Genomic DNA, 14,015 nt, shown 5'->3' with positions numbered 1-14,015 from the left:
TGGCCGCCTAGGAGAAAGCGAGTGTTTATTGTTGTCAAAACTATCACCAATTCAAAAATCCCTCAACCATGTCATGGCAAAAAGCTGACAAAATTAGTCCGCGAATGTCTTGCCGAAAACTTGCCCTTGAGCATAGATTTTGAGGGTATAAATACCATTACCCAAGGTTTTTCTCGGGAGTTATTTTTACCGTTGGTATTGGAGTTTGGGGCTGATTTTCTGAAAAGCCAATTACATTTGATCAATCTAAGTCCAGATGTTCGGGAGCGTATAAACGACTCTTTTATTAATCTGGATGACTATTTTGATCAGCTTTCCAAGCAGAGTAATAAATTTTGCGATGAAGAAATTTACCAACTAAATCTGTTTTGGCTGGTAAAAGCCCGAGAAATGGCTAGGGATAATGCGATCAATGCTCAATTGATGATGGGCATTGCAGAAGAAGAAATACGATTAGCGCTTAGTAAATTGACCATTGAGGATATTCACCGTATTGCAAGATGCGGTTGGTTATGCTTTTCGCCACGTTTTTCAAGCGATTTCCTCTTGGATATTGCCAATCGACAATTTAATGTCGGTGAAATTCTTTTAGCCTTCAGCGGTTCTTTGTGTTGAGGTAGAAAATGATCGACATCACAACATTTGAAAAGCACGCGCTGGCATTTGAATTACTCAAGCGTCACGCCCTGATTGCCATCATCCATGAGGTAACCGGAATCCCCATGAAAGTGCTTCGTCCCACCTACAAGAAAATGCATGGTCGTTCGTCAAAGGGTGGCAGGCCGAAAGAATCAACCAAAGGTCTTACCAGAACGATTAAGGGATACCAGGAGGCAACGCTGTTTGCAGTTTATTTTAAATCTGCAAACTCCAAAACTGACGAAGAGCTTATTTATAAAGTTATCATGGCATTTGATATTTTTACAAGCCATTCACAGGACAGTCAACTTGATTTTTCAGGCGCGTGGGTAATTGCAAAAGAAGTGCAAAAAAGGATTGTAAGCCTGATTAAATGCCCTTGTGGCGCTGCAGTATTAATTAATGCTACGGAAGAATTGAATGACCGATGCTTAGTTTGTAAATTGCCTCACTTGGGAAGTCCTGTATGAGTCAACTGCTTTCTCAAATAGAACTTGCAGAGTTAACCGGTTCTAAGTCGGTAAATAAACAAAAAACGGTTTTGAGCGGACATGGTATAGGCTTCATCGTCCGGTATGATGGAAAAATCAGTACGACCTGGGATGCAGTCCATTCCGTATTGCGCCCAGCAAAGACCGATAGCGAACCAGAAGGCCCAAACCTGGATTTTTTGAGACCATGCAAATCGGATTGAGTTGGAAGTCTAGCTTTATAGGTCCATAAGTAACATAATTAGCATGCAATTCGGCAAGGGAGCCAGAGTAAACATAGGGAGGATGAGCCTACCGCAATTTGATTGCATAAGAATTACTTTTCAACGATTTAAAAGCTCCTAGTCGACACTAAGGCGTATGCCTTGATTTGCCTAACTTTTAACCAAAATCGAGATAGTAAATCCTATGTCACGAAAACTCCCGCCACGCGTTTACCAGAAGCACGGCGCATTTTATTTCGTCACCAACCCTGACCGAAAATGGATTCGGCTTGGGCAAACAGAAAGTGAAATGTACCGGGCGTTAGCAAAACTGAAATCAACAGATGTTCATCTAGGGGAAATGAGCGAATATTTTGAACGCTACGAGAAAGAGATCATTCCGACCAAAGCGCCTAGGACTCAGACAGATAATCTTGCTGAAATAAAAAACCTTAGACAAGCATTTGGAAAAATGCGACCCGAACATATAAAACCAAAGCATATCTATGCTTATATGGATGCCAGAGGCGCTACCGCAAAAACCAGAGCAAACCGAGAAAAATCCTTGCTGAGTTCGGTATTTAGTTCTTTAATTCGCTGGGGTGTTGTCGAGGACAACCCCTGTAAAAATGTTAAGAACTTTCAAGAAAAGGCCAGGGATCGTTATGTTGAAGATTGGGAGTATGAAGCGGTATTATCACTTGCATCCCCTGTGCTCGCCGCTGCCATGGAAATTGCTTCAACCACTGGAATGCGTCAGGGCGATATCTTAAATCTAAGATATGCAGATTTAACAGAAAATGGTGTGCCAGTTACTCAAAATAAAACAGGTAAAAAACAAATTTTTGAATGGACGCCTGCACTGAAAGCCGCAATTGAGTCGGCAAAGCATCATCCAAGGCATGCTGATAGCATCATTTATATTATTGCCAACGAACGCGGACAACAATATACCAGCGAAGGATTCAAATGTAATTGGCAGCGGCTTATGAATAAAGCACTTGAAACGGGTGCAATTAAAGAACGATTTACCTTCCATGATCTGAGAGCAAAAGCAGGTTCAGATGCCGAAGAAAATGCTCAGAAACTTTTGGGTCATGCTAGCGCAACGACCACAAGAAGGGTCTATGAAAGAAAGCCTAGTAAGGTAAAACCGATACGCTAACTTGAAAAAAGTTAGACAGTTGCGAAATAGTTAGACAAAGCTAATTATTTTTTATTGTAAGTTGTTGATTTGGTGGGGTGAACGATGGGGCTCGAACCCACGACAACCGGAATCACAATCCGGGACTCTACCAACTGAGCTACGCTCACCATAATGACCTTAGGATTGGCACGCTTGGCAGGATTCGAACCTGCGACCCTCGGCTTAGAAGGCCGATGCTCTATCCTACTGAGCTACAAGCGCAAATCTTGGTCGGGGTAGAGAGATTCGAACTCCCGACATTCTGCTCCCAAAGCAGACGCGCTACCAGACTGCGCTATACCCCGAATTGACTTACTTTTAGATCAGAGAAACTGAAGCTCCCCGTAAAGTCTGAATATATTAGCGGTATTTTCTTATCAGGTCAAATGATTTTTTTAAAGCTTATTTGTTATTCAGTTTTTTTTCGACGCCAAACATAAATTCCAGTTGCAATAGATGCAGCTACTAAAACTAACATTAAAATTGGATGCTGATAAAACAGATCAAAAAATCCACCTATGCCTTGAGAAGTGCCGCGATAATAGGGGCCCATAATTCCTCCTGTTCAATGAAGCAAATAGTTACATTGCAATTAGTCGAAAAATAAGCATTTAGCTTACCGGGTAAAATAGTATTGTCTAGTGTCAATTAGACACAACTTTAGTTGAGCGAAACTGAATGTAGAAAAGTTATAAAACCGATACCACGAGTGCAAATACAAATGCAAAAATGGTCCATAAAGTAATTTTGGTTTTAAGTGGTGTGGTTTTCCAAATGTGTGTCAATTCTGCAACGGCTGCTTGTTTACGATTGTCGGCGGCAAAAATAATTTTTAAGCGACCTTTAAGGGTGTTTTGTTCGTTTTTTTGCTGTTCTTCGTATAACAGCTCGTCTAACTTGGAATAGAAAACATCACAAGTTGGGCATTTAAATTCTTCACCTTTACGTGCTTTTCCGCATTGAGGACAGTTGCGCATAAATACTCCTTCTCAAGGATGACTTGCTTTGCAATGCAAAGCAAGTACCTAATCAGATTAAAGCTGGGTTAGTTGGCATGTAAAAAACAGAAGGTCGTTACATGTGGGTATAGTTTTAGGCGGCAATACCGTTATGTCTGAGCAAGGCATCAATACTCGGCTCACGCCCACGAAAATTCTTAAACAATGTCATGGCATTGCTACTGCCGCCTTGCTCAAGAATATTATGCAGAAACGATTCACCAGTAACACGGTCAAAAATGCCGTTTTCTTCAAATAGAGAATATGCGTCGCTGGACAGCACTTCAGCCCATTTGTAACTGTAATAGCCTGCTGCATATCCGCCAGCAAAAATATGCGAAAAGCTATGCGCAAAACGATTAAAATCGGGTACTTTTACCACTGCAATTTGCTCACGGATTTGTCGCAGAATTGGGTAAATCTGGCCGCCTTTGTCTGGGGTATAGTCCTGATGAATTTTGAAATCAAACAGACTAAATTCCAGTTGTCTGACCATTTGCATGCCTGCCTGAAAATTTTTTGCGGCTAGCATTTTGGCAAATAATGATTCAGGTAGGGGCTCACCCGTTTGGTAATGCCCGGAAATTAAGGCCAGCGCTTCTTTTTCCCAACACCAGTTTTCCAGAAATTGACTGGGTAATTCAACGGCATCCCACTCGACGCCGTTGATGCCGGATACGCCCAAATGATCAATTTGGGTTAGCATGTGATGGATGCCATGGCCAAATTCATGAAATAGAGTTTGCACTTCATCATGACTGAGTAGGGCTGGGTCATTGCCGGTCGGCGGGGTAAAATTACAGACCAGATATGCCACGGGAATCTGGATCTCGGTGGCTAATTTTCTACGGTTTACGCAGTCGTCCATCCAAGCACCGCCACGTTTTTTGGCGCGAGCATAGAGGTCAAGATAAAAACGCCCACGTACTTGACCTTGTTGGTCAGATATTTGATAAAAACTGACATCGGGGTGCCAAGTATCAAAGTCAGTAATAACAGATATATGCAAACCAAACAGTTTTTCGACGATGGCAAACAAACCAGGAATAACTCGGTTACTTGGAAAATACACTTTCACTTCTTCTTGAGAAAGTTGATAGAAATGTTGGCGCATTTTTTCCGAGTAATAACCAATATCCCAGGCTTGCAATTGATGTAAACCGTATTCATTGCTTGCAAACTCTTGTAATTCAGCTAAATCACGACGGGCCTGACGCCATGATTTATCCGCCAAATCTTCCAAAAATTTGACCACTTGTGCGGTACTTTCAGCCATTTTTTTAGCCAGTGACAGTTCCGCGTAGTTCTTATATCCCAGTAATTGTGCTTTTTCGTGGCGTAATGCCAGAATTTTTTCCATTACCTCAGTATTGTCCCACTGACTGGCATTAGGGCCCTGATCAGAAGCGCGGGTGCAAAAGGCTTCATAATGTTCGCGGCGCAGTTCACGATTATCGGCATATGTCATGATGGCCAGATAAGAGGGGAATTGCAGGTTTATTAGCCATCCATCCTTATCTTCAGCTAAGGCGGCCTGTCTGGCTTGTGCTAAGGCAGATTCTGGTAATCCTGCCAGTTCTTCTATATGGATAATTTGTTTATGCCAGGCGTTGGTAGCATCCAATAGGTTTTCTTCGTATTGACTACCTAGTTTAGAGAGTTGTTGGCTAATTTCTTTATAGCGAGTTTGTTGATCTGGTGGTAGGTCAATGCCGGATAAATGAAAATCGCGGAGTGCATTCTGTATAACTTTTTGTTGTGCGCGGTCTAAGTGATCGAAATCGCTGCCGTCATGTAAGGCTTGGTAAGCTTCATACAATGCCTGGTTTTGCCCAACCTCGGTTGCGTATTCGCTGAGTTTGCTTAAACAGGCATTGTAAGCATCACGCATGGCATCGCTATTTACCACCGAGTTCATGTGGCTAACAGGTGACCAGGCTTTGTTTAGACGATCTTCTGCATTATCAATAACTTCTATTAAGTTTTGCCAAGTGTAAGGGCCTCCGCTAGCCAGTTGTTCAGCTATAGTGGTGCGGGCGATGTTTAATAAATGATCTATAGCTGGCTCCACATGCTCGGGTAAAATTTTGGAAAATTGCGGTAAAGGGGTATTTTCTAATAAGGGATTATTCATAGCATCAAGATAAGTAAGTATAGATAAGAGAGGCCGATTAACTCAGTTAGTTAGCTTTACGCTCACTATCTAACAAAGCAATAATGGGCGCCGTATGCGGAAGAATACCGCGCCAGACAAAAAATGCTTGTGCTGCTTGCTCAACCAGCATACCTAAACCATCTAGGCTGTGCAGGGCATTTTGCGCGTGACCCCAGCGCACAAATGCAGTGGGTTGATTAGCATAGGCTAAGTCATAACAACTGCCTGCAGTGGCTAACAGATTGGGTGGTAAAGGTGGTAATTCCCCACTCAGGCTGGCCGAGGTAGCATTAATAATTAAATCGAACGATTGTCCGGTTAGTTTTGCATAATCCGTGGATTGTAGGCAACCCAGATCAGCAAATTCTAAAATCATTGCTTCTGCTTTGCTGATGGTTCTATTGGCTATGGTAATTTGATCTGGAAGCAAGGCCAGCAAAGGAGCAATAATGCCACGGCTAGCGCCCCCGGCTCCCAGAATTAAAATCCGTTTACCAGCCAAGTTGAGAGGGTGGTTGAGGGTTAAGTCATTCACTAAACCAATGCCGTCGGTGTTGTCGCCTAGTATGCTGCCATCTGCTTGGCGGCTCAGCGTATTGACAGCCTTGGCTTGACGTGCGCGTTCAGTGAGTGAGTCAGCATATTGCCAAGCTAATTCCTTAAGCGGGACTGTGCAATTCAATCCTTTGCCATTTTCATCAAAAAAACGTTTTACGGTAGTGTCGAAAGCAGCACTGCTAACCTCTTGGGCCACATATTGCATTGATTGCCCAGTTTGTTCGGCAAATAGACTATGAATACGAGGCGATTTGCTGTGATTAATAGGCTGACCAAACACAGCATAGCGGTCAATAGTATTCATAGCTGTGACCGTCTATGTATGCGGATTTCCCAGAAAACAGTGGCGGTGACAATCAAAATTGCCAGAAATGAAGCAACCAGCATAAATTCATTGGTATAAGCAATAATAATAGAGCAAGCACCCAGAAATAAGCCGACGACACTAAAATGCCAGCCTATACGTATACCATCCAGAATGGTGGCCAAAGAAAGTATTAATAATACAATTAAGCTCGCCGTAGGTTCGTCAAAACGCCCGGTTTGTTGCAGCATAAATGCGCCACCCACTACCACTAAGGTGCTAAGCCAATGCAGGGTTTGTTCTTTAACGATAGCACCGAAATCAGTTGTTCCTTTTTTTGCTTGAAACCAGGAAACGGCTACAGCCAGGGTTGCAAATACAGCCACCATCATCAGCCAGTATGGATAGCCGTCTTCAGGGGAAAAATGGGTAACGGCTATGCCAAGCAGGGATAGTAATAATAACAGGATAAAAATACCTTCCTCAATTCGGAAGCGTCTACGCTGTTCAGCTAATGTGTCATTTTGCATATTCATGGAACTCTTAAAAGTTATTTTTGAAGTTGTAACCACTCAGCAGCGGCTTTGGCGTAATATGTTAAAACCGCATCACAGCCTGCTCTTTTGAATGCAAGCAAAGATTCCAACGCCACTGCTTTTTCGTCTAACCAGCCATTAAGAGCGGCGGCTTTCAGCATGGCATATTCGCCGCTGACCTGATAGGCGAAAGTTGGAACGCCAAAACGATCTTTAGCGCGACGAATAATGTCTAGATAAGGCATGCCGGGCTTAATCATAATTATATCGGCACCTTCTTGTAAATCCAGGGCTATTTCGCGCATTGCTTCATCGGAATTGGCAGGGTCCATTTGATAACTGTATTTGTTGCCGCTACCCAAATTAGTTGCGGAGCCTACCGCATCACGAAACGGGCCGTAAAAACTTGACGCGTATTTTGCGGAATAAGCCAAAATTCGGGTATTTATAAACTGATTGGCTTCCAATGTTGTTCTGATGGCACCAATGCGCCCATCCATCATATCGGAAGGGGCAACAATATCAGCGCCGGCCTCGGCATGAGAAAGTGCCTGTCTGCATAAAATACCAACGGTTTCGTCATTGAGTACGTAACCTTCTGCGTTTAATACACCATCTTGACCATGGGACGTAAAAGGGTCTAAAGCAATGTCGGTGATAATTCCCAATTCTGGAAAATGGGCTTTTAAGGTTCTAACGCAACGTTGGGTTAAGCCTTCCGGATTAAAAGCTTCTTCGGCGGTAAGGGATTTTTTGTCCGTGGCAATCACTGGAAACAAAGCGATAGCGGGAATTCCCAACTTCAGCAAAGCTTCTGCTTCATGCAATAGCAAGTCAATAGACAATCGGTATACATCTGGCATGGAGGCAACGCTTTGGCGGTTATTATGGCCTTCAATCACAAAAAGCGGGCAAATCAGGTCATGACTTGAGAGTTGGTTTTCACTCATTAGGCGGCGAGAGAAATCTTGAAAACGCATTCTGCGTAAGCGGGTGGCTGGAAAAATACTGTTGGATGCTGACATTTTTGGATTTAAAAGAATGTTTGGAAATAGTGGCTAAGCTTCAGGTTGATTGGCTATTGGTAACATTTGCATAAATCATAAATTTTTAACTATTCGGCGTAATTTTTTAGCTTAAAATCAAATGAATATAGTATGTTCTGAATAGAGTGGAGCGTATCAGTGGACATTGATACTCATTCTGGCATCGACACATATATGGACTTCCCCCCTATTGCAAGACAAATTTTACCAAAATGAATGATTTCAAAAGTAATCAAGATTGCCGCCATATATTCGGTTTCAATTAGAGGTTGATTAATTTAACCACTGAACCTTGATGAACGTATTCGCGCGCTATTTCCACAAACATCCTAACGATTTTTAAAATCTATGTGCTTGAACGGGATAAATAGCACCGGTCTGACCTGTTGTTATCATCAATTGGATTTACTTGCCTCCGCAATCTGTTTTACTCTGTGTTACACCATTCACTTTTAATCATATCAACTGAGGGTTATCCACGCCTTACCCAACACCGGAACCCTTCTATCACGTGTAGGTGTTGGGTAAGGCGTGGATAACCCGGCCTACACGCTACGACATGACTACATCGGCGGACCTAACCTCATACCTCTTATTTTGTGTAGCCATTACCCACAAAATTCGGGCATTTTTATTGGCCAGTGCGACGGCCGCTTTGTTAAAACCACGTCGTTCAATTAGCGCCTGCAACCATCGACTTAGCGAGTCTGTTTTACCTTGGCAGTTTTTCAAGACTGATCGGGCGCCGTGAATCAGTAAAGTTCGCAGATAGCCATTACCTCGTTTACTGATACCCAACAACACCACCTTGTCACCACTCGTGTGCTGTTTGGGTACAATGCCTAAACTGGCTGCATAATTTTTGCTTTTGGTATAGCCTTTACCGTCCCCTATATCCGATGCAGCCATAGTAGCCGTAATGGCTCCTATACCTGGAACCTCTACAAATCGTTGACATAATTCGCTCTGAATACAGAGTTGATCAATCTGCTTATCATACTCTTTGATCGTTTTATCCAATTCCTTGAGTTTTTCAAGCTGTTTGGCAAACAGATTTCGACTGATCACGCTTAAACCATTCTCAGCATCTTCAATAATTTCAGTGAGGTGCGTTCTGAGCTGATTGATGCCTATAGGCAGCACAATTCCCCACTCACCTAAAAAACCCCGAATTCGATTCGCCACCGCCGTCCGTTCATCCACTGTACTTTGACGCAATCGATGCAGCATTTGAATATCTTGCTGCTCAAGCGTCTTAAGCGAAACTGTTCGTCTTTTCGGTTGGTGTGTTGCCGTCCAAATAGCCTCTGCATCGTTATAATCATTTTTATTGCCCACCACAAACCCTTTCACATAACGGGCATTCAGCAATACCACTTCATGCCCCAGTTTCTTGATTTCTCGCGCCCAATAATGCGAGCCTCCACAGGCTTCCATACCAATGATACTGACTGGCAAGTTCGCTATGTACGACAATAAATCCGCTCGCTTTACTTTCTTTTTAATCTGTTTCAGTTCAGCATTAAAACTCACCAGATGAAAAATGTTTTTTGCTAAATCTAAACCAATTACGTTATTCTTGATCATGGATTTCTCCTTACCCTTGTTTATTTGCCAGGTGCATTATGACACCGTTAGGGGTGGGGAGAAGTCCATGCCATCATCCTATAAAAACTTAGCTTTACGTTGAATCGTTACTCATTTTTTTCTTGATGACAGTATTCTAACCGCAAATTTAGCAACTGTTACAGGATTTGTAGAATACTGATATTTTTGTGGTAACCTTGCCTAGCGTTGCCAGTGGTGGCTATCCAAGCTTTAGGTGCTAAGCTGTGCTAAAATGCTGAAGCTTATTATCTATCAATAGCTTACTTAGCATTCTCTTGGTACCTGATCTTTGTTAGAATTCGCTTTAAAACCATAACTATTATTATAAAAACATACACCGCATTTATGAATAAAAAGAGTATTGTGTTATTTGTTGTCTGTTTGGCTGGTCTGCTAGCATTACAAATTAAATTTGTTTTGCCTTACATGAATGAAATTGCAGCTTCCGATTTGTTTTTGGTCGAGAGTAAAGATCTTGCCAGCCCATTGCCGATTAGTAATGATATGACGGCAATTGCCTTTTCACATTGCAACACCTATATCAAAAAAGATTTAGGTGAAGAGACCGCTGTGGCTTTTGCTAACCAGCCTACCAATGTGTGGAGTTTGGGTAATTATGAATATATTGTCAATGCGGATGCCGAGATTACGCCGAAAGACGCAGCAGGCTCTATGCGACACTATGTATGCCGTATTCAATATCAAAATGGCGATGATCTTTCTGGTGTTGCCAGTATTGATAACTGGAATATCGAAGGTATAAATGGCTTGACTGATGAATAAGCAGTATTGAGGCTAGGTATATAAACCTTGTAGTTACTTTACCTACAAGGTTTGTTACTTTATAAGAGCTTTAATTTTAAAACTGTTTAGAGTTTTTGCTATTGCGAAAAACCAGCGGCTTTTCTTCCGCAGATAAAGCTTGTAGTTTAGCTGCGTTAATGGCCGCATCTATGCGGTAACGTTCGGGTGATTTGCTACACACTGGGTCAGTGCTGAACATATCGGCGTTAAATAAATAAGCTTGGCAACGACAGCCGCCAAAATCCTTATGTTTCTCGTCGCAGCTTCGACAGGGTTCTTGCATCCATTCTGTGCCACGGAAAAAATTGAAAGTTTTGGACTCATTCCAGATTTGTTCAATACTGAAATCTTTGACATTAGGACAATCTAGTCCAGGTAATTCACGAGCAGAGTGGCAGGGTAATGCGGTTCCGTCAGGGGCAATTGTCAGGAATGTGCTACCCCAGCCATTCATACAGGCTTTAGGCCTGTCTTCGTAAAAGTCCGGCACCACATAATAGATTTTCATTTTGCCCGCCACTTTTTCCTTAAAGTCCTGAGCAATCTTTTCAGCTTCTATAAACTGTTCCCGTGTGGGTAACAAGGTGTCACGATTAAGGTGTGCCCAGCCATAATATTGGGTGTTGGCTAGTTCCAAATAATCGGCACCTAAATTTTCTGCCATTTCTAGAATTTGCGGCATTTGATGTATATTTTGCCGATGAATGACTACACATAACACCATTGGATAGCCATGCTTTTTGACCAATCGCGCCACTTCCTGTTTTTGTAGATAGGTTTCGGTGCCCGCCAGATGGTCGTTAAGTTCCTGTGTGCTAGCTTGAATGCTGACTTGAATATGGTCCAATCCAGCTTGTTTCAATTCTATTATTTTGGCTTCAGTCAAACCATAGCCGGATGTGATCAGGTTGGAATAGTAGCCCAAGTCGCGAGCGTATTTGACTAGTACCGGCAAATCTGTACGTGTGAGCGGTTCTCCACCGGAAAATCCCAGTTGAACGGCCCCCATTTTACGCGCCTGACTCAGTACTTGTTGCCATTCCTCAGTACTTAATTCCTCTGGATATTTTGCGTAGTCCAAAGGGTTGGAACAATAGGGACATTGCAACGGACATTTATAGCTAAGCTCAGCCAGTAGCCAGCGTGGAGGGGTGATATTATATGTGTTCAATCCAGCCATTTTGTAATGCCACTTCCAGAAAATAAGTAATATCGCTTGCTAAACCAGAGGTGGCAAATGCTTCTTCCAACTCTGTTATGATTTCGGGCAATTTTCGGCTGCCGTCACACAGTTTGAGTATTTCCGCTGAACTTTGGTTCAGTTCTACCATGCCTTCTGGATAAAGAATCACATATTTTTGTTGCGCTTCTTCCCATTGCAGTCGATGCAGAGTTGAAAAATGCAAATTTAGTTCTGGATTGATACTCATATTGGATAGTTAGCGCTTAAGTTAGGTTTCGACAGTAAAATAGGGTGGCATATCAGCTACATACGCTAAATAGATGGCATCAGCCATGCTCCATAATACGTCAAGTTTGAATTTCAGAATATCCAGCATGCGTTCTTGCTGTTCACGGGTTTTGTACCAGTCCAGAGTCAGTTGCAAACCATGCTCAACATCGCGACGCGCTTCGGTCAAGCGTTTGCGGAAATAGGCGTAGCCTTCTTGTTGTACCCAGGGGTAAACCTCAGGCCAGTTGTCCAAGCGTTGCTGATGAATTTTGGGTGCGAATAATTCCGTTAATGAGGAGCTAGCTGCTTCGTGCCATTCGGCCCGGCGGGCAAAATTAACATAGGCATCAACTGCGAAACGCACACCTGGAAGAACGTGTTGTAGAGAAGTCAGTTCTTCTCTACTCAGACCTACCGCAATACCCAGTTGTATCCAGGCTTCAATGCCACCGGCATCGCCGGGATGTCCGTCGTGATCCAGAATACGTTGTACCCATTTGGCACGGGTTTCCCGATCAGGACAGTTGGCCATAATGTTGGCATCCTTGATCGGTATCATGACCTGATAATAAAAACGATTTGCAACCCAGCCTTGTAATTGCTTTTGGCTTAATTTACCTTCGTTCATTAATACATGCATCGGGTGATGAATGTGGTAGTACTTTTCCATGCCGCGTAACTTGTTTTCAAATTCTTCGCGGGACCAGGGTTTATTATCGCAGCAGCTCATTAGACACCTTTATAAGTCAATTTCCAAACCATCGTAAGCGACTTCGATGCCAGCAGCATCCAAAATCTTTCGTTGCGGCGAATCTTCGTCCAGAATCGGATTTGTGTTATTGATGTGAATCAAAATCTTGCGTGCATTAGGTACGTTGTTTAAAACGTCTATCATGCCACCCGGTCCAGATTGGGGTAAGTGACCAATCTCGCGAGCTTTCTTGTGGCTGATGTTTTGCTGGCACATTTCATCGTCAGTCCAGAAAGTGCCGTCAACCATTAGGCAGTCAACATTTTGCATTGCCGCTAAGACATGCGACTCAATTTCTCCAAGACCGGGTGAATAATACAGTTTTTTGCCGGTGGAGATTTGTTCAACTATGACACCTATATTGTCACCCTCATGAGGATTATGTCGATGGGGTGAATAAGGAGGCGCCTTACTTTTTAAGGCGTGTGCATAAATCCGTATATCGTCTATGCCAGGAATAGTAAATGGGCTACTGTCACATGCAATGGGATGATGATTAACGGTGCAGTAGTCTTTCAGCATAGTGAAAAGTGGAAAGCCAGTCGTTAAATCCTGTTTAACCATTTCGGTGCAATACACTTCCAAGGGTTTGCCTTCTCTTAACATGAGCATTCCCGTCGTGTGATCGATTTGGCTGTCAATTAACAATATGGCTTTAATGCCGGTATCGCGAATACCCTCTTTAGGTTGTATGGCCGGAAAGGCTTCCAGTTGGGCGCGAATATCCGGTGATGTATTGAACAATAACCAATTGCGATTATCGGTACTGATTGCAATGGATGATTGGGTACGGGCTTTACCTTTTAGTTGGCCGTTGCGTAAACGTTGGCAATTATTGCAATTGCAATTCCATTGTGGAAAGCCACCACCTGCGCCTGCGCCAAGAACTCTGATTTTCATAGTTGACTATACTTTGATAAATGAGGGCGGAATGATACGGGATTAAAATCCGGCAGGCAAAAAAAAGGGGCAAAAAAATGCCCCTTTCCTTTGTCAATCGTAAAGATTAACGGTTATAAATGTACATGGTTACTTCAAAGCCGAAACGCATGTCATTGTAAGCAGGTGTTTCCCATTTCATTGTATACCCTCCAGAGGTTTTTATTGTGAGCTAGCTTGATCAAAAAGCTGTATTCAAGTATACGATGAAGTTTTTCTTAACGCAACTGAGCATTTAAATCTAAGCTAACTTTGCTTAGAAGTGTGGGGTAGTCAAAAGTTCCGGCTGTTTAGACTTTATTTTTGTTATGGATAGACATCATGCGTTTTGGATGATTTTCAAA

17 protein-coding genes and 3 tRNA genes are annotated in these 14,015 nt (G+C 42.8%); 5 read left to right on the top strand and 15 right to left on the bottom strand.

Annotated elements, in window-relative coordinates; genetic code table 11:
• Positions 1–21: 21 nt before the first annotated feature.
• The 4 genes from ABH008_RS21085 to ABH008_RS21070 all read left to right on the top strand — a co-directional run bounded on the left by ABH008_RS21085 (position 22) and on the right by ABH008_RS21070 (position 2,498).
• On the top strand, positions 22–615 hold the full coding sequence (locus ABH008_RS21085; RefSeq protein WP_347987572.1) for an STAS-like domain-containing protein: 594 nt from the start codon (positions 22–24) through the stop codon (positions 613–615).
• Between the two features lie 8 nt (positions 616–623).
• Positions 624–1,109, top strand: a complete 486-nt coding sequence (locus ABH008_RS21080) for a FlhC family transcriptional regulator (protein ID WP_347987571.1) — start codon at positions 624–626, stop codon at positions 1,107–1,109.
• Entirely contained in the window at positions 1,106–1,333 is a 228-nt protein-coding gene (locus ABH008_RS21075; protein ID WP_347987570.1) for a DUF4224 domain-containing protein, read from the top strand. The genes ABH008_RS21080 and ABH008_RS21075 overlap by 4 nt, the downstream gene beginning before the upstream one ends.
• A gap of 205 nt (positions 1,334–1,538) precedes the next feature.
• A complete protein-coding gene (locus tag ABH008_RS21070; protein WP_347987569.1) occupies positions 1,539–2,498 on the top strand; it encodes a tyrosine-type recombinase/integrase in 960 nt (319 codons plus the stop codon).
• A gap of 73 nt (positions 2,499–2,571) precedes the next feature.
• Here ABH008_RS21070 and ABH008_RS21065 read toward each other — a convergent pair.
• The 10 genes from ABH008_RS21065 to ABH008_RS21020 form a co-directional block, all read right to left on the bottom strand.
• Positions 2,572–2,647 (bottom strand) — tRNA-His (locus tag ABH008_RS21065).
• Between the two features lie 17 nt (positions 2,648–2,664).
• Positions 2,665–2,741, bottom strand: a tRNA-Arg gene (locus ABH008_RS21060).
• A gap of 6 nt (positions 2,742–2,747) precedes the next feature.
• A tRNA-Pro gene (locus tag ABH008_RS21055) sits at positions 2,748–2,824 on the bottom strand.
• 104 nt (positions 2,825–2,928) lie between these two features.
• Positions 2,929–3,072 (bottom strand): hypothetical protein, encoded by a 144-nt coding sequence (locus ABH008_RS21050; protein WP_347987568.1) that lies wholly within the window; start codon positions 3,070–3,072, stop codon positions 2,929–2,931.
• 136 nt (positions 3,073–3,208) lie between these two features.
• Positions 3,209–3,496, bottom strand: coding sequence for a hypothetical protein (locus ABH008_RS21045; protein ID WP_347987567.1), 288 nt, complete (start codon positions 3,494–3,496; stop codon positions 3,209–3,211).
• A gap of 115 nt (positions 3,497–3,611) precedes the next feature.
• A complete protein-coding gene (prlC, locus tag ABH008_RS21040) occupies positions 3,612–5,651 on the bottom strand; it encodes an oligopeptidase A (protein WP_347987566.1) in 2,040 nt (679 codons plus the stop codon).
• A 46-nt stretch (positions 5,652–5,697) separates the two neighbouring features.
• Complete coding sequence (aroE, locus tag ABH008_RS21035) at positions 5,698–6,534, bottom strand: shikimate dehydrogenase (RefSeq protein ID WP_347987565.1); 837 nt, start codon at positions 6,532–6,534, stop codon at positions 5,698–5,700.
• The gene (locus ABH008_RS21030; protein ID WP_347987564.1) at positions 6,531–7,070 is read right to left on the bottom strand and encodes a hypothetical protein; all 540 of its coding nucleotides are present in this window, start codon (positions 7,068–7,070) and stop codon (positions 6,531–6,533) included. The genes aroE and ABH008_RS21030 overlap by 4 nt, the downstream gene beginning before the upstream one ends.
• Positions 7,071–7,084: 14 nt before the next feature.
• Positions 7,085–8,095 carry a porphobilinogen synthase gene (gene hemB / locus ABH008_RS21025; protein WP_347987563.1) on the bottom strand — a complete coding sequence of 337 codons (1,011 nt, stop codon included), beginning with the start codon at positions 8,093–8,095 and terminating at the stop codon, positions 7,085–7,087.
• 573 nt (positions 8,096–8,668) lie between these two features.
• A complete protein-coding gene (locus tag ABH008_RS21020) occupies positions 8,669–9,703 on the bottom strand; it encodes an IS110 family transposase (RefSeq protein WP_347985910.1) in 1,035 nt (344 codons plus the stop codon).
• Positions 9,704–10,069: 366 nt separating this feature from the next.
• On the opposite strand from ABH008_RS21020, the gene ABH008_RS21015 reads away from it, so the two are divergent.
• A complete protein-coding gene (locus ABH008_RS21015) occupies positions 10,070–10,507 on the top strand; it encodes a hypothetical protein (RefSeq protein WP_347987562.1) in 438 nt (145 codons plus the stop codon).
• Between the two features lie 76 nt (positions 10,508–10,583).
• Here ABH008_RS21015 and pqqE read toward each other — a convergent pair whose 3' ends face one another.
• The 5 genes from pqqE to pqqA all read right to left on the bottom strand — a co-directional run bounded on the left by pqqE (position 10,584) and on the right by pqqA (position 13,813).
• Positions 10,584–11,708: a pyrroloquinoline quinone biosynthesis protein PqqE gene (gene pqqE, locus ABH008_RS21010; protein ID WP_347987561.1), complete on the bottom strand. Its 1,125-nt coding sequence runs from the start codon at positions 11,706–11,708 to the stop codon at positions 10,584–10,586.
• Entirely contained in the window at positions 11,686–11,958 is a 273-nt protein-coding gene (gene pqqD / locus ABH008_RS21005; protein ID WP_347987560.1) for a pyrroloquinoline quinone biosynthesis peptide chaperone PqqD, read from the bottom strand. The genes pqqE and pqqD overlap by 23 nt, the downstream gene beginning before the upstream one ends.
• A gap of 21 nt (positions 11,959–11,979) precedes the next feature.
• Positions 11,980–12,711, bottom strand: a complete 732-nt coding sequence (pqqC, locus tag ABH008_RS21000; protein WP_347987559.1) for a pyrroloquinoline-quinone synthase PqqC — start codon at positions 12,709–12,711, stop codon at positions 11,980–11,982.
• A gap of 9 nt (positions 12,712–12,720) precedes the next feature.
• Positions 12,721–13,632, bottom strand: a complete 912-nt coding sequence (gene pqqB / locus ABH008_RS20995) for a pyrroloquinoline quinone biosynthesis protein PqqB (RefSeq protein ID WP_347987558.1) — start codon at positions 13,630–13,632, stop codon at positions 12,721–12,723.
• Positions 13,633–13,738: 106 nt separating this feature from the next.
• A complete protein-coding gene (pqqA, locus tag ABH008_RS20990; protein ID WP_054760176.1) occupies positions 13,739–13,813 on the bottom strand; it encodes a pyrroloquinoline quinone precursor peptide PqqA in 75 nt (24 codons plus the stop codon).
• Positions 13,814–14,015: the final 202 nt, after the last annotated feature.

The organism is Methylomonas sp. AM2-LC, assembly GCF_039904985.1.
Classification (GTDB): domain Bacteria; phylum Pseudomonadota; class Gammaproteobacteria; order Methylococcales; family Methylomonadaceae; genus Methylomonas.
The sequence above is the reverse complement of the archived record's forward strand: the minus strand, read 5'-3'. Positions and strand labels throughout refer to the sequence as shown.